The following is a 19,996-nucleotide window of genomic DNA, read 5'->3' as shown; positions in this document are numbered from 1 at the left end:
CCACAGCAACATATCTTGCTGCCTACCTCCGCCCTAAGCTATTTTTCAAGCTAGATGGCAGAAGTAAAAAGGCTTATCCTATCTAGTTTCTGGAGAACGGTATTTTACATTTAATTGTGTCTACCTACTTACAAGTGGTTATTGCTACAAAAAAGTCTGACAAGAGATAACAAAGGTATAAAATTTATCCAGTTCTTGAGGCTCGATCGAAGAAGTTAAAATAGAGTTGCAAAAATTATCCCAATTTTTAGTCAGTGTTGAGTGAACTCTACCTTTGACTACCTTCCAAACTAACTTTTGGCTCTAACTCTCCATAGACCGATCGCACAATCAAATCTATATGGCAGACACTACCAATATGTTGCTGTAACAGCTTTTCATTTTTTGAGTAGGCAAAGTGAATATTTCTTCTCTTTCTTTCCCAGATGAGTCATTACTGTTCGCCTTTTGTGATTTCAGGCAGAATTATGTTTTGTGCGATGTGCAATCGCTCTCTGGAGAAATTTTAGAGTATCGCTGCGATATGCGATCGCTATCTCTGGAGATCGCTAGTTTCTTGGTTCAATCTCTATTTCCCTTAGTTGAAAGAGATATTGCCTATTTTCCTGGATCTACCTTTCACCTGGAGTTTAGACTAGTCTAAACTCCAGCTCTAGACGAAACACGGGCATAGGCAACCAATTGGGGAATTTTAACAATTTTCTCCTAACTGTTCACAAGCACCAATACTTACCCAACTACCAGATAGTTTACCATCTGGCTCGCTATACCACTCTTTCTTCCATATAGGCGCATTATGTTTGAGGGTATCAATAGCATAGCGGCAAGCTTCAAACGCTTCACTGCGATGAGGACAACCCACTGCAACTAAAACGCTGATTTCCCCAACTCGCAAACGTCCGATGCGATGATGAATTGCCACTCGATTCACATCAGACGTAGATAAACGAATATCAGTAGCAATTTGATAAAATACTTGCAATGCCATAGGTTCATAAGCTTGATACTCTAAGGCAACCACAGGTTTACCATCGGTTTGATTGCGAACCATTCCACTCATCACAACTACGGCACCGTTAGCTGGATCGTCAGACTTGGTATAGATCTCTTCAAGAGACAATGGTGCAAAGCTAATGGCAAAACTATCTTCAGCTCTTGGTTTAACACGAGAGGTAAGTGTAGTCGTCATAACTGCGTCAATATTATGTGGGCTTTTTCTATTCTCGCTGAACAAAGCGCTGCTGGTGTAGGTTTACCTACTCTCGCTAATACTCTTGGGCAAAACGAGATTTTTTTTGGTTAATAATTTAACTCGACTTTAAACTAAGCCATGCAAAACAACTCAGCCCTGCTGAGTTGATCGCAGACGTAGTGAAATTATGGATAATCTTGAAGATTAAACAGCAATTGATGGTTCTTTAAGATGCATCTTTCGCTAGATTTGTCAATGCCGTACTTAAATAGGTAGGGGCGAGCTATACGCCCCTACAGACGATTTATGATGTTGCAAAGATTTTTGTGAAAAAACTTGGAAGTCAATCTAAAATTGCAAATCTAAAATCCAAAATTGTTTGACTTTTCAAGTCGGTACTAATTCACCAGGACGCAACTTCGACCATTTACCCGTTTCCCGTTTAAAGCTCAGACAACCAACAACATCCCATTCCATTTCAATCACATCGTCTTTAGTCCGGATGTTGACGTTGATAGAAGGTTCATTCGGGTCAAAATCTGGTGTTTCGGTCAAGTGGGGTTGTTGGTGCTGCCCTTCTACGGCATGATAGGTGAGACAGCGGTCTACATAGTGGCAGTTCACGCAAATACACATAATAGAACCAACTCCAGGGGCCTTTATTGTTAATCTAGCTTAAGCCGGACTGTTATTCATTAGTTGCAGGGTTGATTTTTATTACAATGCATTCTTTTGTTGCTTCTACCCTAGCTCCCGAAAATTGGCCTTTTAGCTTGGCGTTATTGCCACAACCCGCTTATATGGTGGGTGGTGCTGTGCGGGATGCCATCCTTGGCAGAACTCGCGAATACCTAGATCTAGATTTTGTTATACCATCAAAGGCGGTAAAGGTAGCAAGAGCGATCGCTCATCATTATAATGCTGGGTTTGTGTTACTCGATGCAGAACGACAAATCGCCCGTGTGGTTTTTCCTCACGCCACAGCTGACTTTGCCCAACAAGAAGGAGATAGTTTAGAGGTTGACTTGCACAGACGGGACTTTACAATAAATGCGATCGCCTACAATCCCCACACGCAAGAAATCATCGATCCTCTACAAGGATATGCAGATTTACAACAGGGCATTTTGCGAATGGTATCACCCGCTAACCTAGAGGATGACCCTTTGAGGTTAATGCGAGCTTATCGCCAAGCTGCCCAACTGAATTTTACTATTGAGTCAGCTACCCAAACTACAATTCGTTCTTTGGCATCACACATCAGCAAGGTTGCAGCAGAACGATTTCGGGTAGAAATCGGTTATTTATTGGCAAATTCTCAAGGTACTCCCTGGATAACAACTGCTTGGGAAGATGGTTTACTTAGCCCTTTCTTCAAAAACGCCACCCGTGAAAGCTTAAATAAACTAGCAGCAGTTGACGATGCAGCAGTTTTACTGGCCCAAAATTGGCAACAACTGGGAGTACAACTACAAGCATATGTCCGGGATACTATCAAAACTACTTGGTTAGCCATTGCTAAACTTGCTTGTCTTGTGAACCCAAATCCAGAATTAGCAGAAGTAGAATTACAGGAACTTACCTATAGTCGTGCTGAAATTCGCGGTGTAACCACTGCTCTAAAATTATCACCGCAGCTGAAAATAGCAAATATGTCTTTGCGAGAACAATACTTTTTGTTCCAAGATGCAAATATTATGTTTCCTGCCACGGTAGCGCTAGCTGTAGCATTTGATAATTTGGTAGAGGCGATGTCTGGCAACAAGCAGCTAAACACAGCAGTCGCTACAACAGAGGAAGCCTATGCAACGCGTTGCCTTGTCTTTGCACCTTTAATCAACCGCTACCTGAACCCTGATGATCTGGTCGCTCATCCCACTACATTAGTCAGTGGGAAGGAGTTGATTATAGCACTAGATATTCCAGCTTCGCCAATAGTGGGCAAATTGTTGACAGAAATTGCCATCGCACAAGCCGAAGGGAAAGTGTCAACAGCAACAGAGGGGATCGCATTGGCACGTCATTTAATCAAGGCAGGGGAGGCAGAGGGACAGAGGGGATAAGAGGATAAAGAGAATAATTCTTAACTCCTAACTCTTGGAAAGACTTGGGTTAATCGCGTCTCTACTCCGCACTCATACCATTTCTTTATGAGGCTGCGCCAAATTTTTTAACTTCTTATTTGTTTCTTTCTTTGCGTCCTACCCTGCGGGAAGCCGCTCCGCGTCTATGCGTCCTTTGCGGTTCGTTTCTCATATATGGCGCATTTTCATACAGAATTAGTATCAGCACTTTTTTATGGATAACCTAACTTTTTTTTCTGATTACCTAGTTGCCAGTCTGCGTCTAACTGTACCCCTAGCATTTGCCGCACTTGGTGGATTGTATTCGGAACGTTCAGGGGTGCTAAATATTGCTCTAGAAGGGATGTTGCTAACTGGAGCTTTTACTAGTGCTGTTGCTACTTTTTACACAGGGAATGTTTGGGTTGGTATCTTTGCAGCTTTGATTGCTGGCGTTTTGGTGGGACTACTTCATGCTTTTTTGTGTGTGACTTTGCGTGTTGACCAGCTGGTATCAGGGTTAGCAATTAATTTAGTAGCATCTGGGATGACATCGTTTCTGGCGCGGTTAGTGTTTAGGGGTGGTAGTACTCAACGATTACCGGGAATTGAAGCTATAGTTATTCCTGGTCTTGCTAATATTCCGCTGTTGGGGTCGTTGCTATTTCAGCAAGACATTTTAGCATATTTACTTATTATATTGGTGATTATAAGTACGTATATTTTATTTCGTACAAGTTTTGGTTTAACTCTGCGGGCGGTGGGAGAACATCCTCAAGCAGCCAAAACTGCTGGAATATCTGTAGAATCAGTGAGGTATTCGGCAGTGGCGATCGCAGGCTGTCTTGCCAGTTTGGGAGGTGCCGATCTCGCTTTGGTACAAGTAAGATTTTTTACAGAGAATATGAGTGCTGGTAAAGGATTTATTGCGATCGCTGCTTTAATTTTTGGTAGGTGGCATCCTGTAGGCACTGCTTTAGCTTGTTTGTTATTTGGGGCTACAGAAGCCTTGCAGTTGCGAATTCAGGCCTTGGGCGCGAATATACCTTATCAATTTCTGGTGATGCTACCTTATGCGATCGCTATTTTGGCGTTGGTGGGTAAGACTGGTAAATCCGTAACCCCAAAAGCATTAGGTCTTCCCTATTTGCCTGAAAATCTGGATTAGTAGGAGTTTAGGAATGCTAAACACTTATAAAACATGTGTTGTTTACGACACATTTTCCAGGTTTTGTATCAATGCGTAATCTCAAATCAATAGCGATCGCCTACTCAAATTTTGCGGGAACACTAGATAAAAATTTTTAGTCGTTAAGCAAGCACGGATTGAATATTGAAGGGTTAAGCGTTAATGCTCAATGAACCTCATGAGTGACTGTTAAATTTAAAAGCGTAATAGCTTAATTGTGGGTTGCTAAATAAAATATTTAGCGAGGAAAAGTTTTGTTTATTAATTTAACAATACTACATAATTTCTGCATTTATTCTGACTGATGAGACTGAACTTAGTTGAGATATTTCTATCAGCTATTCAGTTCAATGATAGTTAACTTCAGTATGTAAACATAGCTCGATTAGACCGCAAAAGCCTATCTATCAGGACTTTTGAGGTGTCTATGATGCCGATAATGGTCTAAGCGTCACCTTCTAATAAAGAACGTGAGAGTTTACAATCTCTAAAAATTATAGTTACTAAACTTATCTTAATCTCACCGTCAATGAGTTCATTGTTTGACAGAATTGAGCTTATTTTAGATATTTTCTCCATACAAAAATTCTTGAAAAAGTTACAAGTTATACATCAAAATTTATTCCAAAAATAATACAGTTTCTCAAAAAAATTTCCGGAATTATTCATATCAAATTTGGAGCTAACACTGTACAAAATACTCAAGTTAGGTGAGTAATGAATAGTCAAAATTTTCAGAAAAGAAGTGTTAACTTTGTTAAAGCTTTTCTAGCTGCGGCGACACTGATTACGGCTTCCATCGGTCCCGCCCTTGCTAACGAAAAAGTTGAAATTTTAGGCGCAGAATATGGTGGTAACGGTTGCCCCGATGGTTCTGCTAGCGTCAGCGTCAGTCCCGATGGTCAAGAGCTAAGTATTCTATTCGATCAATTTATTGCTGTGGGGAATAAGCCAGGAGAAACTCGTAAAAACTGTAATATGAGTATCCCGATTCAAGTACCCCAAGGCTTTCAAATTTCCCTCTACGATGCTGATTATCGGGGCTATGTTGCTCCGTCCACAATTGGCAGACTCAGAGCCGAGTACTTTTTTGCTGGTCAGCGTGGCCCTGTTTTTTCTAGGGTGTTTAACGGCGAAACTGATTACAACGTTCGAGATCAGCTAGTGACTGTGGCTGATGTTTGGTCACGCTGTGGCGACAGTGTAAATATGCGTGTGAATGCTGCTATGACCGCCAGGGGTAAAGGAATGGCCACTGTTGACTCCTTTGACCTTGCGCATCGTGGTTTGGTTTATCACATCAAATATCGCCAGTGTCGTTAAGTATTTTCAAAGCGGGAAGCAACCAAACTCTCAGCTTTGAAAACGTATGAGGCGTAGGTTGGGGAACTACTACGATCTTGGGGTTAACAGCCTTGTAACAAGTAAGTTTGATCTTTGTCTCAACCCAACATTTATTGGGATGTTAAGTTAATGCAAGCCCAACCTACGTTTTTTTCGACTCAGCTGATGCGCGTCTAAATTAGACATTTTGGCGCTAATATCATGAATCAATCAGTTAAATTTTTGACATTTTCCTTGGGGATAGATTTCAGCTAATAGATTTTAAAACAACAATAATTCCAGTACGCCCTGTTGCTAAATTTGTATTCGTCATCAGGTCAAGGATAGGTTTGCCAATAATCTCCTCTATCATTTTTTTCAATTGTGGTTTAATTAATTTATCTAAATATAATCGTACTTGTTCAGCTAAGTTGTCATAGCCTCCCTGAAGTAGAGTTTCTTCAACTTGAGTAACAGAGTTTTCTAGAGAAATTACAATTTCAGTATCAAAAAAATGGCAAATTATTTGGCTGGGAGGCTGTCCCAGTCTTTCGTTATATAAATTTTTAACCTGGTCCGATATTTCTGTTTCTAATTGTCCAATGGTAGGTTGTATCATTAGTAGTTAAAGTATAATATTTATTCTTAGACTCTCCGAGTAGGAGTTTTGAAAATTATACTATATCAGGTAATATTCTGAAAATTTTATCGATGCTGGTGATTGAGTTCGTGTATCAATGTAATGTATTTAGTAGGATTTTTAAGGCAAAGAATCCCACATGCCAGAAGTGTAAAAATTCCTAATCAAGGATTTGTGCTGTGTGCATTTAATTATTCGTCCTTCCTCTTTGGTTCTATAAGTAATTAGTTTATTTTGTACCAAATAAGCGATCGCCTGCATCTCCCAACCCAGGGATAATATAGCCATGCTCATCCAAATGGTCATCAATGGCAGCGGTATACAGCGGTACATCAGAATGCGCTTCACAGAAACGCTCAATACCTTCCGGTGCAGCGAGTAAGCAGATAAACTTAATTGATAAGGGATTAGTTGATTTTAGGCGTTCGACAGCTGCCACAGCTGAATTTCCAGTGGCTAGCATTGGGTCAACCACAAGCATATCCCGCTTGTCAACATCATGAGGAACTTTGAAATAATACTCAATAGGAATTAGAGTTTTAGGGTCACGATATAAACCAATATGTCCCACCCTTGCTGATGGTATTAATTCTAACATACCATCCAAAATTCCTTGTCCTGCACGCATCACAGAGACTAACACCAATTTTTTATCAGGAGCCAACATTGGCGCATTCATTGGGGCTAATGGTGTTTGAATGTTTTCAGATTTCAGCGGTAAATCTCGCGTGACTTCATAAGCCAACAACAAGCTAATTTCTTTTAGGAGAGTGCGGAATTTCGTGGTGCTGGTTTCAGCTTTCCGCATCAGCGTTAGTTTGTGCTGAATCAATGGATGTTCGATTAATGTTACTTGGTTGTACATATTTTGTAAAACTTTTAGATGAATATTTAAGACTTACTCAAAACCATCAAAAAAGGAACTGCATAGATAATAGAGCTTCTGAAATTTTATTATCTAGCTTTAGCTAAAGGTAATTTCAGCTGATAAACTATTTCTAGCTACTTGCTATAAAATTTGATAGTTAAAATACTGTACCATCACTATCTATTTGGATAGGCGATGTACCACCTGTTCTGAGTTCAGCAGCAATTTTACGCCCAGCTGTCCAAGTTCCGCCTTGGAGAATTTTTACTAGTGGCATTTCTTCAGGAGTCATATGCAACTTTTCGCGCACTGTAGCAGCAATAGAATCTAAGAGAATCACCGTCAAAGCACGCCATTCAACTATAACTTCTGATGCTACTGAATGAGGCGATCGCCAAACCTCTGAGTCTTTAACATTAACAAGTCCCAAATCAATACACAATCCCCCATTACGATATTCTGGTAATCCAGTGAGGACATCTAAACCAGTAATGACTAAACCGAGTTCTTGTAGTGGTTCTAATAAAGAATATGTCAGCCACTGAGACAATTTGTGAAAAGGCACTAAACCATCATCCCTAACGGCTGGATGTCGCCAAACATCTCCCAAATTTACCCCACCAACTTCTAATCTCCCAGGCCAAATTTCACTCAATCCTTCTAAAACTGCACTAAAAACAGTTGCAGCTGCTAGTTGTCCATTTTCAGATTTGCCCAAAAGATAATTTACCAAATTTCCTGGGCGAGGTTTTTCATTTCCAAACAAATTAGGTGAAGAAACTAAAGCTTGTCCTAATTTTTGTAATAATTGCAAACGCCCATAAATTCCTACTAGAGGATTTTCTGCATTTACCTGAAAACCTGTGGTGAGTTCTGCTTCTGTAAATGCTTGCAATTTTTGAGCATCTACTTGGGGCAAATTATGGCTGGAAAAAGCACCTTGACAAAACATTTGAAAACTGGCTACAGCCAAACCTTCCGATCGCCCTAATTTTAACCCAGTTTCTTGTTCATCATAACGCCAATTGTTCCCCGCACCCGCATCCAACAACACACTGACAATTGCCAAATCAAACTTAGCACCAGCTTTTTCCAGAGGCGTCAGTCCCGCTAACTGAGTATCCAACACAGTTAAACGCGGCACACCCCCAGCCTCAAAATGTCGCCAACGACTGTGAAACGGAATTTGCAAATCTGGGTACTCGCACCGCATAACTTCAACTACATAATCTGCAACCTTTGTCAACTTCGTCAAATCGCAATTAAAATAACGCGATTTTCCTTCATTTGCCAGTGTAAACAGTTGCCCGCATCGTTCCCGAATCGCCACTGGGGAACGAAGATATGCAATCAATTCTTGTTTATCATTAGTCATTTGTCACTTGTACTTGCTCTAGAGTAAGAGTTGAGAAGAGTTGATTTTTAAATTTCATATTCCAATTCAGCAATGCCGTTTTTCATCTATATACACTATTCGTTATGTATCTGCTTGCTAGTCGTATTGGTCTGATTAAGTAGTATAGGAAAGAGAGACTAGACGGCAATGAGAAAAATTCTCGGTCTGCTTGATTAGTATCAGTGATTACTAGTCTGGTTATAAAACTCAAAAATTGCCACACTAAATAAACACGAACTGGCATTCTACTAAGTGGCCCGTCGATCATCAAGTGTTGAAAAAAAAGTTGAATGAATCGTGGAGTTTTAACTTCCATGAAAAGCTGTTTCTGCATCCGGACAGCATAAATTAAAATTGTTGGATCGATTTGGATCTGTTGTTGAATAGCCTGCTTGAGTTGGTCTGGTAAAGGGGTATTCAGGAGAGTATTAACTATTAACAGACTAATAAAGAATGGTCTTTTCAGTTCCAGACTGTTTACTTTCTGCAATAATTCTTCCCAATCCAATGTCTGTTGAATACGCAATAATTCAGCTAAATCGCAAATCTGAGCTAAAGACTCTCTACCTTCATTAACGGCTCTGGCAACTTGTACAGCAAGAATAATCAACAAATCATCAAAAGATAAGTCGATGATAGATTCACCATTGAGAGATAAAGACCTGCTTCGTTGCCACAAAGTTTCAAAGTCAGGAAGTTTAAAAGGGAAGTAAGATAAGGGGGTCAATTCGGTGTGAAGATCCACCACTATTTCTGGTTTCTGGCTATGGACAAAAGTATGTTGCCAACCATAGTAGTCAGCTTCTAGTTGATATTTTTGAGTAATCAATAATTTTTGAGCTTTGGCTATATCTTCTTGTTTCACCAAAATATCTAAATCGCTAAACTGTCTCATCGCTAAGTTGCCATAAACAGAAGCAGCTAAAACAAGTCCTTTGAAAGGAATTGCCGGAATTTTATGAGCTTCAAAAAGCTTAAGGATTTTAAGCAACTCATGACTCAAAAATAAGTTGCGGCTAGCATTAGCATGGTAGCGATTCCGAAGCTGAGTTAAGACTGTTTTGGGAATAGCTTCTTTTCCAGTGGTATTGAGACTCTGGTATAAAAGTGGTATCGTTCCATGATATGTTGCTATTTGCATGAGCAATGTCCAGTCTATGTCTTGCTGGAGTAAAGTTTTAATTCGCTTTGCGGTTTCGGAATCTATGTCAGTTCGGGTACAACACACCAGTAGCTCAGTTTCTGGATGGCTAACCTTTATTGGCAATTGAATAATAGGCTGGTTTAAGGTAATCATAAATTACTCACTTATAGTGTTGGGCTTGCGTTTCAAACAAGTCTGCATAGCTACCACCCAGATTTATTAGTTCCTCGTGAGTGCCGCTTTCCATGATTGAACCGTTTGCCATTACGTAGATACAGTCAGCCATTTTGACAGTTGATAAGCGATGGCTAATGAGGATAGCAGCTTGATTTTTAATAAGTTGGCGGAAATTCTGAAACACCTCTTCTTCGGCTTTAGGGTCTAAAGCACTAGTTGGTTCGTCCAACACAATTAACTGTGAATCTCGCAAAAATGCTCTGGCTAAAGCAATTTTTTGCCACTGACCGATGCTCAATTCTTCCCCTTGTTCAAAGAATTTACCCAGTGTGGTGTCGTAACCTTGAGGTAGCTTTCTGATAACATCATCAGCACCAGAACAACGGGCAGCAGCGATGATTTTGTCGTGGGTAAATGGCAGCTTAATATTTGCCATCCAAATATTTTCTTTAGCAGTCAGATGATATTTTGTATAATCTTGAAAAATGACACTAATTTGACTGCGGAGGGCAGCAATTTCAAATTGGCGTAAATCTATGCCATCAATGGTAATACTTCCAAAAGTGGGATCGTATAAGCGACAGAGAAGCTTAATTAAAGTAGTCTTGCCGGAACCGTTTTCTCCTACCAACGCGACAACTTTTCCTGGGCGAATAGTCAGATTAATATCCTGGAGTGCCTGACGCTTCGTATTTGCATATTGAAAGCTGACGTGATTAAACACAATGCCATTTTGCATTGGTATGGGAAATGGTTTTGGATGTAACGGTTCTACAACCTTTGGCTTCAAGTCTAGAAATTCATATAAGTTTGCGAGAAATAGGTTGTCTTCATATAAACCAGACAGACCACCCAAGAGACTTTTTAGGTCGTTTTGTCCCCGTTGCAATGCTTGGTAATAGAGGACTAAATCACCAAAACGGATAGTGCCTTGCATAGTTTGATAAATAATGAAACCATAGGCAGCAAAAACTAAAGTTGTCGCTGTGGCTTGAGCGCCAAGATTAGCCACAGATTGTCTTTTGGTCATGGCTATGTTTTCTTGGTATAGTTGCGATCGCACACGCAGATACCACTCACTAAAGAAAGAACCCAAATCAAACAAGCGAATTTCTTTAGCGTGTTGCTCTGTAGTCAGTATCCGACTCAAGTAGCCTGCTTGGCGTTCCTGGGCTGTCTTTCGGCGCTGCCAATGATACATGATGCCAGAGTATCTCACCCGCACTGCCAGGGCTGGAATCGCGGCAACAAATAAGATAATTCCTATTCCCCAATGCAATGACAGTAGCAACCCCAGCATCGCCACCAAAGAGATACTACTCAAACATAGCCATGCCAAACGATGTAGGATTTGCCCTGGTCGAGATGGAGCTTCTTTTTGCGCTCGCTGCAAGGCATCATAATATTCAGAGTTTTCGTAATACTCCAGGTCTACTTCTATTGATTTAGCATGGAGGACGTTTTGCATGTAGTCAGTTAGTTGCTGAGATTGGGCGGCATACACCAGTTCCGTCAGGGAAGAACACAGGTTAGTTACTAGGGTGATAGCAACAAACAAGCCAAGCAAAAGTAATACTCGATCAAAGGCGGCTCCTTTGTCGGCAACATTAACACTGGCGGCTATTGTATCTACGATGAGTTTGGTTAGATAGAGAGAGAGTAGGGGCAATAAACCTTGAATAACCAAAAGTGCAACCAAAGCAATAGTCAAACGAGGACTACTATTCCAAACTAAGCGTAAGGCAGGCAGAATGCGTAAGCTTTGCTGGATTTTATATCTTAAAGTTTTGCCTGCTTTCATGTTTTTAAATATGCTCTTTTGTAAAAGATGCCAGTTGGCTAAAATGAGAAAGGTCTGCAACATCGCCAATTACAACCTGTCCCTGATTTTCTAACCACGCATGAGCTTTTAACTCTCCTTCTATATCTTTGGCCACACCAATGCAGAGATTAGATGTATAACCGTGGCGACTCATGAACACCTGGCAAGTCAAGGCACGCGCTAAACACTTGACACCACCAGGCATATAATGACTGCTAACTTCCACAGCCCAGATAATTTTGTCAAGAGAAATGTGGTGTTTTTCTTGGCATTTAGGTTTGGTGTTACTTAGCCTTAATAGAAGTTTATGTAAGGTTTTAAATGACAGCAACCATAAACCTAATCTAACTAATGTCAATACAATAAAAGTGTTAATTAAAAGTTGTTTTTTTTGATAATCTAATTTGAAAAATTTAGATAAGTGCTTCATTTTTCCTGAAATGTTTGATGATTTTCTTATTTATAACGGAATTTTAATTATCTAAATATTAGAGGTTGTTTGAAAAGTGATTTGCTGTCATTTTAGGCACTTGTAGATCCCCCCTAGCCCCCCTTAAAAAGGGGGGAACCCGGAATCAAAGTCCCCCTTTTTAAGGGGGATTTAGGGGGATCTAGAACTTTTCGATACCGACAAGAGAACTTTTCAAACATCCTCTTAAGCAGATAGAGAAAACCGTGGTTTTGAATAATTATCATTGTTGTTGAAAGATGATGCAACTAAAAAATTAATGGCCGACTCTGCTGACCACTGAGGATGAAAGTCTAAACATGAAGATATCCTGGAGATATCAGCTTGTGAATGTTGAATATCTCCCAAACGAGGAGAAAGGAAATTAATTTCTGATTGCCATTGCGGAAAATGATTTTTGAGAATATCAATCAACTGCACTAAAGAAGTAGATTTTCCAGTTCCTAAGTTACAAATTAAGGATGAACCAGGGGTAACATTTGCTTTTAATGCTTGAGAAAAAGCCCTAACTACATCTTTAACATAAATAAAGTCCCTGGTTTGACTTCCATCGCCATAAATAGTAATTGGTAAGCTACGTTGCATAACATCAACAAATCGGGAAATTACGCCAGAATAGCTTGAATTAGGAATTTGTCTAGGGCCAAATACGTTAAAAATTCGTAAGCCAACAAATGAAAAACCTAGTTGTTTAGCAAAGATACTAGCGTATTGTTCGCTCACCAGTTTTTGTAAGCCGTAGGGTGACAGAGGAGAGGTTTTTTGCTCTTCTGAAATTGGTAATTGGGTGAGATTGCCGTATACAGATGCAGAACTGGCAAATACTAACTTAGGAATACTTAAAGCTTGGCAAAGTTGAATCACAGCCAGGGTCGCCGAAAGATTATTGTGATGAGCCTCTAGGGGACGATACAAAGATTCTGTCACTGATGAAATAGCTGCTAAATGGGCAATTCCATCAACTTTCTCTGTAAAATCTTCTGGTTGACATATCAAAATATCTTTTTGGAGAAACGTCAGATGACGATGTTTGGGTAAGTTCTCTAAACGTCCAGTAGTGAGATTATCAACTACAGTGACACGATGACCTTCTGATAACAATTGTTCTGTAAGATGAGAGCCAATAAATCCGGCTCCGCCAGTGACAATAAAATGCATGATCTTAAATTTGTTCAGTAGATATAGATAATCGCAACTCTTCATACCTAGGGGTTTCACCCCGCATTTCTCGATAGCGATGCAAAACTCTACACGCTTGCTCTATTTGATGATTTTGAATATGTAAATTGGCAAGTCCGAGGTAGATATTGTAAAAGTAAGGATCGAGAAAATTAACAGGAAATTTTAGGAATTCTGGATTGCGATCGATGACTTTTTCCTTAACGCGCAGGTGGTTAGCGAACATCTGCTCTTTATCTTGAGAAAGATTATTTGGCGATTGCCGATAACGTGCTAAGGGTTGATTTAAAAAGTAAATCGGAAATTTTTCAATCAGGCGCAGCCATAAATCGTAATCTTCACAACATCTCAGAGTTTCATCAAATAAACCCACTTTATCTAAACAGTCTCGACGCACAATAACTGTTGGGACTGGAATGTAGTTGTATCTAAAAAGAGTCCATAATACCTGAAGATTCGGGGTAGGATATGCTGTATTGTACGAACCTGGAAACAAACCCCGTCGATCGCAAAAAAAGAGTGAATCTGAATAGATCAAACCAATGCGTGGATTGGCTTCCAACACGGAAATTTGTTTTTCTAACTTCTGAGGTTCCCAGAGATCGTCATCATCTAAAAAGGCGATATACTTCCCTCTAGCAGAGCGAATTCCAGCATTGCGAGCCGCAGATAATCCTTGATTGGCTTGATGAATAGCGATAATGCCGCGATCGCTAAATTCATCCAAGACTTGCGGAGTATTGTCCTGAGAACCATCGTTGATGACAATAATTTCGTAGTCTTTGTAGGTTTGTGCCAGAACGCTGTTAATTGCCTGACTGACAAGATGGCCACGCTGGTAAGTAGGAATAATAACACTGACGGTTGGCTTAAAAACTTGCATATTTAAAAATTTGCTTAGTAAATATAGGCAGATATTCAAATTACTGGTGTTGCTAAACCAAAGTGTGAATCAGGTGTAAATCCTCTAAAATAACATCATAAATTTGCCCCAAACTTCCCAAATTATCAGGAAGTAATAACTCCCGCACAGGAATAGTCTTTGCCAATTGACCTAATTCTTGAAACTCCTGTCTACACTGTTGAGAAGTGAGTAAAGCACGCCCGTAGGAATTGAACATTAGATGCTTCATTGCTTCAGGCAGAGAAAGAAAATTAATTATAGGTGCTGTGAGGTTTGAGTCACGTTCTCCTAATATGTACACAGCAATTAATGGCAAAGCTTGGGGTTGAAACTGCCACTGTTCTCTATCTTTTATTTGCAAATCTATAAAGCGTTTATCTAGATTTGTTGATACCAGTGATAAATCTTCTATTGAACGGTGAATGGCATTTACAGAATTAGGCCACAGGCGTAGACGAGGATAAGCAGACTGTACCCAAAACCTTTTTTCATTAGGAATCAGTGCGGCAATATCATCTGCCAATACGGAGAATCCACGGCTAGCCAACGCTGCTGCTGTGGTTGATTTACCTGCGCCTGATTGTCCTAAAATGGCGATCGCGCTATTATCAACCGCAACCACGCTGGCATGAAGACAAGTCACTCCCCGCAGCCGTAACAGATGACCAAGTACACAACCCAGCAGCAAAGATACCGCATCCGTAAATAGTGCATCTCTAGACCAAAAACCCCAAACTTGACTACCATCAGCATTCAAAATGAATTCTAAGCAATCAACCCCATCAAAAGAGCGTATTCTCCAGTAAGTACCGTCATCCCGATGCGCTGTCCACAGGTGGAAGCCTGTTTGTTGATACCACTCAAGCGGCACATTCCAAAAAGCTTGGTCGAGTAATGGCGGTTGACTCTGCTGTTCACCAACTAGGTGAATTGCAACATCTATCGGTGCAGAACTGTTAACAGTAACTAACCCTGGGAGCAGTCTATTAATAGATAGGTTGAGTCCATAAAATTGATAGTAATAATTATCGTTTTTAATCGACATTTGCATTTATATTTATTTTTATCTGCAAACTCAGGAGTTTCAGAACCCCGACTTTTTGAAAAAATTGGGGTTCTTTTGGAAAGGAGAAACTTACACACTTTATTTTGACAAACTGTTAAGGAAAAAGGTAGGTCAAAAATCCCTTTTAGTCTAGATTTGTTAGGTCATAAAATTGCCTAATAAACCCTTCCTACTTGCTAACTCTACCCTGTCATCATTTATATGACAGGGAGTGAAGTTGAGCTTTTCGTGTTTTTTCTACTTAACTACTAAGGAGGAGACACAGTGGTAGTAGATATGGGGAATCCAGTTGTAGTACCAAAACCACCGCTACCACCGACTTGTTGTGTCAAACCAGATATTTTACCGTGAGCTTTCAATTCTGGTTCCGAATAGTTTTTTTTCGTGTTTTCAGATTGAGACATTTCAAAAACCTTTATGTGTGTACAGAATAGGCTTGTAGGAGGGGAGGTAGAAAGGTGTATTTAGGCTAGATTTATGAGGCAATTTTATTTACTTAATAAATTCTAGTTGTGAACTCTACCTTCCCATTATTTATATGACAGAAATTCAAATTTACTGTCATTATGTTTTTTATACTGCTTGCTTAAGGAAGACCAGTAATGGGGGGGCCAGGTCTTGTAGTTGTACCAAAACCACCACTACCACCGACTTGTTGTGTCAAACCAGATATTTTACCGTGAGCTTTCAATTCTGGTTCCGAATAGTTTTTTTTCGTGTTTTCAGATTGAGACATTTCAAAAACCTTTATGTGTGTACAGAATAGGCTTGTAGGAGGGGAGGTAGAAAGGTGTATTTAGGCTAGATTTATGAGGCAATTTTATTTACTTAATAAATTCTTCCTAGTTGTGAACTCTACCTTCCCATTGTTTATATGACAGCGAGTCAATTCAATAAATAACGTATTTTTTTATACTAATCAGGCAGTCCAGTGAATACGTTGAAGTCGGTTGTAGTACCAAAACCACCGCTACCACCCACTTGTTGTGTCAAACCACATATTTTACCGTGAGCTTTTAATTCCGGTTCCGAATAGTTTTTTTTCACGTTTTCAGATTGAGCCATTTGAGTAACCCTTATTTTTTGTATTTTACTTATTTGGAGTTATCAGACTATAAAATAATACCATCACGAAATTAAATTTACATGAAGATTGTTAAATTTATTAGTACTCTTTAGCCTAAATTATTTAGGGTACAAATCAGGGCGGCCGCATCATGTCAACAAGCAAAGTCTATTCTCAATAGAACTAAAATTAATGTCATTAACTCTTGCTTATTGCGAAAATTTTAGGCGATCGCTTTGGGGCTTAAAAAATAATCAAGCGCGAAATCCTGATTTTTTCGTTGGTTTTTAACCTTCGTTGTGATCAAGAGTAATTTAGATGCGTTTGCCCTGGGGTACAAATGACGAGATTAACTTGACTACTCATACCCTGTGGAAAATGAAACAACCTTACAGTTTACTCAAGGGTTCTTCTTCTAAAAATTGATAAATCAGTGATAGGGTTTTATTAGAATTTTGGGTTAGTAAGTAAGATGGCGAGAATAAATACTACTATATTACGAAACGTAAATAGGCTTAAAACTCTTACTAATGACTAATGATAAAGAACAAATGACAGCCCACACTAGTTAGCTTTAATTGTACCGACCGACTTAAGTTATAGTCTACCAAAAGTAAAGACACATGAAAATTGCTTTTATTAGCTACGAATATCCACCCGATACAGCATATGGAGGTATTGCTACATATGTATATCAGGCAGCTAGGGTTCTACAACAAAGAAGTCATCAAGTTGAGGTATTTGCAGGTAGTAGGTATCGTACTACAACCGAAACTGAAAACGAGATATTAGTTCATCGAATTAATGAACGCGATCTAAGAAACTTTGTAAAGCGAATTGGTCAACTTTTTGCCGAAAGGCACTCATTAGTCAAGTTTGATGTGGTCGAAGGCACTGATTATAATGCTGATGCACGAGAAGCTGTTCGCCTTGTTCCAGAAATACCACTTGTAGTTAAGTTACATACGCCATATTTCTTGGCAAGTAAGATAAGTCAAGAAAAGCCGTCATTTTTACGTGAAGTAAATGAATATATGGAAGCCTTACGTGGTAAAAGTATTAAACCCAGATGGAAATATAATTTTAAAGATGATATTGAATATATCCATGCTTTAAATGCAGATGAAATTGTCGCCCCTTCTCAAGCAATAGCTGATGAGTTGATCGAGGCTTGGAAGTTAAATCGTAACAAGATATCTCTTGTACCCTACCCATATATTCCATCAAGGGAGCTTTTAGAAATTCCTGTTGAGAGTCAGACTAATGTAGTAACTTTTATTGGCAGACTTGAAAACCGAAAAGGTATTCTCGATCTTGCTCAAGCAATACCGATTGTATTGAAGCAGCACCCGGAAGTAAGCTTTCGATTTATTGGCAGAAAACTTTCTTCACCTAACCCTAATTTAGATATGCAGCAGTATATTGAAGGTATGTTGCAACCTTATAGAAATTCACTTGAGTTCATAGGTTTCGTACCATTTGAAAAAATCCCATCTTATTTAGGAACCACCGATCTGTGCGTATTTCCTAGTTTATGGGAAAACTTTCCGTTCGTCTGTCTTGAGGCTATGGCTGCTGCACGTGGAATAGTTGGAAGCAGTTCCGGAGGTATGGTTGAGCAACTCAATCATGGTGAATGTGGAAAGCTCGTTCCCCCTCATAACCCTAATCAGATTGCTAAAGCAGTGGTTAAATTACTACGCAACCCATCTTTGCGAATGCAGTTAGGTCAGGCTGCACGTAAACGAGTACTGAACAAGTACAACATAGAACGGATTGGTCTACTACAAGAAAATAGCTACGCTCGCGCAATTAAAAGAAGAGAAACTATGGGATCTCGTTTTTATAACTGAACAATAGAGTGATTTTAATACAAATTCACTTCATTTACGGAACGCCTAACTCATGACTGTAAGTTACGAGTGTGCGGCTTGCAGAAATCAAATTTAGTGATGGAAAATTTAGGCAGAGATTACCTTAGTAGCAGATGCCAAATCTTCATATATTTGGAAAATCCGCTTTTGTAAAATTGCCTCATCATACTGCTCGACTATCACTTGCCGTGCTTGTGCAAGATGCGCTTCTCGCTCTTGGGGAGGTTGATTCACAACTTTAATCATTGCCTCTGCCAGAGCATCTGGGTTTTCCGATTCTACCAAAGTACAAAATTCTTCAATAAAAGTGCCTCGATAAGCTAACAAATCACAGGTAATCACTGGGCGTTCACAGGCAACTGCTTCAATGAGTGTCGAAGGAAAGGCATCGTTGGTAGGATAATTGATAACTACATCTGCTAAGTTGTAGGCTGTAGGCATGAAATTATAAGGTAGGTCAGGCATCCAGCGCAGATTTTCTAATAAGCCGAGTTCTTCTGCTTTTTTGCGGATGCTTTCGTAAATAGCCACTGCTTCCTCCCCACCGCCACGCCCTAGCTTTGAAAAGACGAGTACCGTGGGTTTGGTGAATTGGGAATAAGCCTGTGCATAGGCTATAAATATCTGCTCGTGATTGTACAACTTAGACCAACCACGGGGCGAAAGCAGAATTGTGGCTTCTTCATCAATCTTCAACACTTCCCGTCGCCATTTTGGCAAATCCTTGGTGACTCCAGTGCGAAAATGTTGGGGATTTGTCCCTAAAGGAATTAATTCTACCCGTTGATTAGGGTTCAACAGTGCTTTGGATTTTTCTATCAAACTTGGTGTCTCTACAATCAGCACACCAGTGTTCTTAAACACTTGGCTAACTATATCGTTATGCTTGCTGTGTTCCCTTTCTGGTTTTAGCAAATGATTTAAAAAGCCCCAAGCAGAGACGACAAGAGGTTTAACATTTGCTAAGGCACAACAGTAGGCGTGCCAACCAATGGCGTGGACATGGATAATATCAGGTTGGAATTCGTCTACAAGTTTACGTAACGGCTCTACCATTTCCTCCGCCATCCGATCTTCGTAGGGGTAGGTGTTGGTAAACTCCTCTAGATACTTTCGCCAAACAGTGGGGAAATAGCGATAATTTTTGGGAGCTTCAGTTTCATAGGGATCTACATCTCCTAGTAGCCAAACTTCATAACCTGCTTTAACTGCCCAATCTAAGGGTCTTGTCAAGGCAATGCCCCCAGCACCAATCATCAGTACACGCATGATTTGATTTTTTGCTTCAAGTTAAGAATCAGTAATTTCTACTAGTCCAGCCTTAACCAATTTATCAATAAACTTGAGCAAGTCTTGTTTTAATTTTTCTGGCTCTACGTCATACTCTTTTAGCAAGGTTTCGTAAGCTGTCTGGATAGAATCTGACTCAGTTAGCACAAAGAATATTTTTGTACCAACTTCGTTTTGACTAAAATATTCTTCGCTTTGTAAATTCAACAAAACAGACTCCCCTGCTAAGTCTTGAGTCAGAACATTTGCAGATAAGGATACTTTGTGATTTAAAACTATTTGCGCTGTCATTTTTTCCAAAAAAGCCTTGTGATTATGGATAATGATAAGGCTT

General features: G+C 39.7%; 21 protein-coding genes. 5 read left to right on the top strand and 16 right to left on the bottom strand.

From position 1 onward, the window contains the following. Positions 1-397: 397 nt before the first annotated feature. Positions 398-643: a hypothetical protein gene (locus ACM0OY_RS27660; protein ID WP_414571991.1), complete on the top strand. Its 246-nt coding sequence runs from the start codon at positions 398-400 to the stop codon at positions 641-643. 48 nt (positions 644-691) lie between these two features. Here ACM0OY_RS27660 and ACM0OY_RS27655 read toward each other — a convergent pair whose 3' ends face one another. Together ACM0OY_RS27655 and ACM0OY_RS27650 are read right to left on the bottom strand one after the other, a co-directional pair. Then, positions 692-1,189, bottom strand: a complete 498-nt coding sequence (locus ACM0OY_RS27655; RefSeq protein ID WP_414571990.1) for a molybdenum cofactor biosynthesis protein MoaE — start codon at positions 1,187-1,189, stop codon at positions 692-694. 390 nt (positions 1,190-1,579) lie between these two features. Further along, positions 1,580-1,828: a Ycf34 family protein gene (locus ACM0OY_RS27650; RefSeq protein WP_414571989.1), complete on the bottom strand. Its 249-nt coding sequence runs from the start codon at positions 1,826-1,828 to the stop codon at positions 1,580-1,582. An 86-nt stretch (positions 1,829-1,914) separates the two neighbouring features. Here ACM0OY_RS27650 and ACM0OY_RS27645 point away from each other — a divergent pair, with 86 nt between their 5' ends. The 3 genes from ACM0OY_RS27645 (at position 1,915) to ACM0OY_RS27635 (ending at position 5,767) form a co-directional block, all read left to right on the top strand. Beyond that, positions 1,915-3,255, top strand: a complete 1,341-nt coding sequence (locus ACM0OY_RS27645; RefSeq protein ID WP_414571988.1) for a CCA tRNA nucleotidyltransferase — start codon at positions 1,915-1,917, stop codon at positions 3,253-3,255. Positions 3,256-3,490: 235 nt separating this feature from the next. After that, the gene (locus tag ACM0OY_RS27640; protein ID WP_414571987.1) at positions 3,491-4,423 is read left to right on the top strand and encodes an ABC transporter permease; all 933 of its coding nucleotides are present in this window, start codon (positions 3,491-3,493) and stop codon (positions 4,421-4,423) included. A gap of 738 nt (positions 4,424-5,161) precedes the next feature. Then, positions 5,162-5,767 carry a DUF4360 domain-containing protein gene (locus tag ACM0OY_RS27635; RefSeq protein ID WP_414571986.1) on the top strand — a complete coding sequence of 202 codons (606 nt, stop codon included), beginning with the start codon at positions 5,162-5,164 and terminating at the stop codon, positions 5,765-5,767. Between the two features lie 268 nt (positions 5,768-6,035). On the opposite strand, the gene ACM0OY_RS27630 is transcribed toward ACM0OY_RS27635, so the two are convergent. The 12 genes from ACM0OY_RS27630 to ACM0OY_RS27575 all read right to left on the bottom strand — a co-directional run bounded on the left by ACM0OY_RS27630 (position 6,036) and on the right by ACM0OY_RS27575 (position 16,497). Beyond that, positions 6,036-6,386 carry a DUF2294 domain-containing protein gene (locus tag ACM0OY_RS27630; protein WP_414571985.1) on the bottom strand — a complete coding sequence of 117 codons (351 nt, stop codon included), beginning with the start codon at positions 6,384-6,386 and terminating at the stop codon, positions 6,036-6,038. A 250-nt stretch (positions 6,387-6,636) separates the two neighbouring features. Then, on the bottom strand, positions 6,637-7,272 hold the full coding sequence (gene upp, locus ACM0OY_RS27625) for a uracil phosphoribosyltransferase (RefSeq protein ID WP_414571984.1): 636 nt from the start codon (positions 7,270-7,272) through the stop codon (positions 6,637-6,639). A gap of 160 nt (positions 7,273-7,432) precedes the next feature. After that, complete coding sequence (locus ACM0OY_RS27620) at positions 7,433-8,650, bottom strand: URC4/urg3 family protein (RefSeq protein WP_414571983.1); 1,218 nt, start codon at positions 8,648-8,650, stop codon at positions 7,433-7,435. A gap of 82 nt (positions 8,651-8,732) precedes the next feature. Further along, on the bottom strand, positions 8,733-9,968 hold the full coding sequence (locus ACM0OY_RS27615) for a nucleotidyltransferase family protein (RefSeq protein WP_414571982.1): 1,236 nt from the start codon (positions 9,966-9,968) through the stop codon (positions 8,733-8,735). A gap of 7 nt (positions 9,969-9,975) precedes the next feature. After that, positions 9,976-11,793 carry an ABC transporter ATP-binding protein gene (locus tag ACM0OY_RS27610; protein WP_414571981.1) on the bottom strand — a complete coding sequence of 606 codons (1,818 nt, stop codon included), beginning with the start codon at positions 11,791-11,793 and terminating at the stop codon, positions 9,976-9,978. Positions 11,794-11,797: 4 nt separating this feature from the next. After that, positions 11,798-12,244, bottom strand: coding sequence for a lasso peptide biosynthesis B2 protein (locus tag ACM0OY_RS27605; protein WP_414571980.1), 447 nt, complete (start codon positions 12,242-12,244; stop codon positions 11,798-11,800). A gap of 225 nt (positions 12,245-12,469) precedes the next feature. After that, positions 12,470-13,441: an NAD-dependent epimerase/dehydratase family protein gene (locus ACM0OY_RS27600; RefSeq protein ID WP_414571979.1), complete on the bottom strand. Its 972-nt coding sequence runs from the start codon at positions 13,439-13,441 to the stop codon at positions 12,470-12,472. A gap of 4 nt (positions 13,442-13,445) precedes the next feature. Further along, positions 13,446-14,345 carry a glycosyltransferase gene (locus tag ACM0OY_RS27595; protein ID WP_414571978.1) on the bottom strand — a complete coding sequence of 300 codons (900 nt, stop codon included), beginning with the start codon at positions 14,343-14,345 and terminating at the stop codon, positions 13,446-13,448. Positions 14,346-14,397: 52 nt separating this feature from the next. Continuing rightward, complete coding sequence (locus tag ACM0OY_RS27590) at positions 14,398-15,411, bottom strand: HPr kinase/phosphorylase (protein ID WP_414571977.1); 1,014 nt, start codon at positions 15,409-15,411, stop codon at positions 14,398-14,400. A gap of 269 nt (positions 15,412-15,680) precedes the next feature. Next, a complete protein-coding gene (locus tag ACM0OY_RS27585) occupies positions 15,681-15,836 on the bottom strand; it encodes a hypothetical protein (RefSeq protein ID WP_414571976.1) in 156 nt (51 codons plus the stop codon). A gap of 182 nt (positions 15,837-16,018) precedes the next feature. Beyond that, positions 16,019-16,168: a hypothetical protein gene (locus ACM0OY_RS27580; protein ID WP_414571975.1), complete on the bottom strand. Its 150-nt coding sequence runs from the start codon at positions 16,166-16,168 to the stop codon at positions 16,019-16,021. A gap of 179 nt (positions 16,169-16,347) precedes the next feature. Further along, entirely contained in the window at positions 16,348-16,497 is a 150-nt protein-coding gene (locus ACM0OY_RS27575) for a hypothetical protein (protein WP_414571974.1), read from the bottom strand. A gap of 624 nt (positions 16,498-17,121) precedes the next feature. Here ACM0OY_RS27575 and ACM0OY_RS27570 point away from each other — a divergent pair. Then, positions 17,122-18,351 carry a glycosyltransferase family 4 protein gene (locus ACM0OY_RS27570; RefSeq protein ID WP_414571973.1) on the top strand — a complete coding sequence of 410 codons (1,230 nt, stop codon included), beginning with the start codon at positions 17,122-17,124 and terminating at the stop codon, positions 18,349-18,351. A gap of 108 nt (positions 18,352-18,459) precedes the next feature. On the opposite strand, the gene ACM0OY_RS27565 is transcribed toward ACM0OY_RS27570, so the two are convergent. Together ACM0OY_RS27565 and ACM0OY_RS27560 are read right to left on the bottom strand one after the other, a co-directional pair. Then, positions 18,460-19,641, bottom strand: coding sequence for a glycosyltransferase (locus tag ACM0OY_RS27565; RefSeq protein WP_414571972.1), 1,182 nt, complete (start codon positions 19,639-19,641; stop codon positions 18,460-18,462). Positions 19,642-19,662: 21 nt separating this feature from the next. Beyond that, on the bottom strand, positions 19,663-19,953 hold the full coding sequence (locus ACM0OY_RS27560; RefSeq protein ID WP_414571971.1) for a PqqD family protein: 291 nt from the start codon (positions 19,951-19,953) through the stop codon (positions 19,663-19,665). Positions 19,954-19,996 lie beyond the last annotated feature (43 nt).

Origin of the sequence: Nostoc sp. CCY 9925, assembly GCF_963920935.1 — a bacterium.
Classification (GTDB): domain Bacteria; phylum Cyanobacteriota; class Cyanobacteriia; order Cyanobacteriales; family Nostocaceae; genus Nostoc.
The sequence above is the reverse complement of the archived record's forward strand: the minus strand, read 5'-3'. Positions and strand labels throughout refer to the sequence as shown.

Bases quoted from the DNA above. Each gene is read 5' to 3' on its own strand.
- ACM0OY_RS27635 (WP_414571986.1), top strand. From the start codon at position 5,162: ATGAATAGTCAAAATTTTCAGAAAAGAAGTGTTAACTTTGTTAAAGCT.
- ACM0OY_RS27620 (WP_414571983.1), bottom strand. From the start codon at position 8,650: ATGACTAATGATAAACAAGAATTGATTGCATATCTTCGTTCCCCAGTG.
- ACM0OY_RS27650 (WP_414571989.1), bottom strand. From the start codon at position 1,828: ATGTGTATTTGCGTGAACTGCCACTATGTAGACCGCTGTCTCACCTAT.
- ACM0OY_RS27610 (WP_414571981.1), bottom strand. From the start codon at position 11,793: ATGAAAGCAGGCAAAACTTTAAGATATAAAATCCAGCAAAGCTTACGC.
- ACM0OY_RS27640 (WP_414571987.1), top strand. From the start codon at position 3,491: ATGGATAACCTAACTTTTTTTTCTGATTACCTAGTTGCCAGTCTGCGT.
- ACM0OY_RS27605 (WP_414571980.1), bottom strand. From the start codon at position 12,244: ATGAAGCACTTATCTAAATTTTTCAAATTAGATTATCAAAAAAAACAA.
- ACM0OY_RS27575 (WP_414571974.1), bottom strand. From the start codon at position 16,497: ATGGCTCAATCTGAAAACGTGAAAAAAAACTATTCGGAACCGGAATTA.
- ACM0OY_RS27565 (WP_414571972.1), bottom strand. From the start codon at position 19,641: ATGCGTGTACTGATGATTGGTGCTGGGGGCATTGCCTTGACAAGACCC.
- ACM0OY_RS27630 (WP_414571985.1), bottom strand. From the start codon at position 6,386: ATGATACAACCTACCATTGGACAATTAGAAACAGAAATATCGGACCAG.
- ACM0OY_RS27585 (WP_414571976.1), bottom strand. From the start codon at position 15,836: ATGTCTCAATCTGAAAACACGAAAAAAAACTATTCGGAACCAGAATTG.
- upp (WP_414571984.1), bottom strand. From the start codon at position 7,272: ATGTACAACCAAGTAACATTAATCGAACATCCATTGATTCAGCACAAA.
- ACM0OY_RS27580 (WP_414571975.1), bottom strand. From the start codon at position 16,168: ATGTCTCAATCTGAAAACACGAAAAAAAACTATTCGGAACCAGAATTG.
- ACM0OY_RS27655 (WP_414571990.1), bottom strand. From the start codon at position 1,189: ATGACGACTACACTTACCTCTCGTGTTAAACCAAGAGCTGAAGATAGT.
- ACM0OY_RS27560 (WP_414571971.1), bottom strand. From the start codon at position 19,953: ATGACAGCGCAAATAGTTTTAAATCACAAAGTATCCTTATCTGCAAAT.
- ACM0OY_RS27645 (WP_414571988.1), top strand. From the start codon at position 1,915: ATGCATTCTTTTGTTGCTTCTACCCTAGCTCCCGAAAATTGGCCTTTT.
- ACM0OY_RS27595 (WP_414571978.1), bottom strand. From the start codon at position 14,345: ATGCAAGTTTTTAAGCCAACCGTCAGTGTTATTATTCCTACTTACCAG.
- ACM0OY_RS27590 (WP_414571977.1), bottom strand. From the start codon at position 15,411: ATGTCGATTAAAAACGATAATTATTACTATCAATTTTATGGACTCAAC.
- ACM0OY_RS27600 (WP_414571979.1), bottom strand. From the start codon at position 13,441: ATGCATTTTATTGTCACTGGCGGAGCCGGATTTATTGGCTCTCATCTT.
- ACM0OY_RS27570 (WP_414571973.1), top strand. From the start codon at position 17,122: ATGAAAATTGCTTTTATTAGCTACGAATATCCACCCGATACAGCATAT.
- ACM0OY_RS27615 (WP_414571982.1), bottom strand. From the start codon at position 9,968: ATGATTACCTTAAACCAGCCTATTATTCAATTGCCAATAAAGGTTAGC.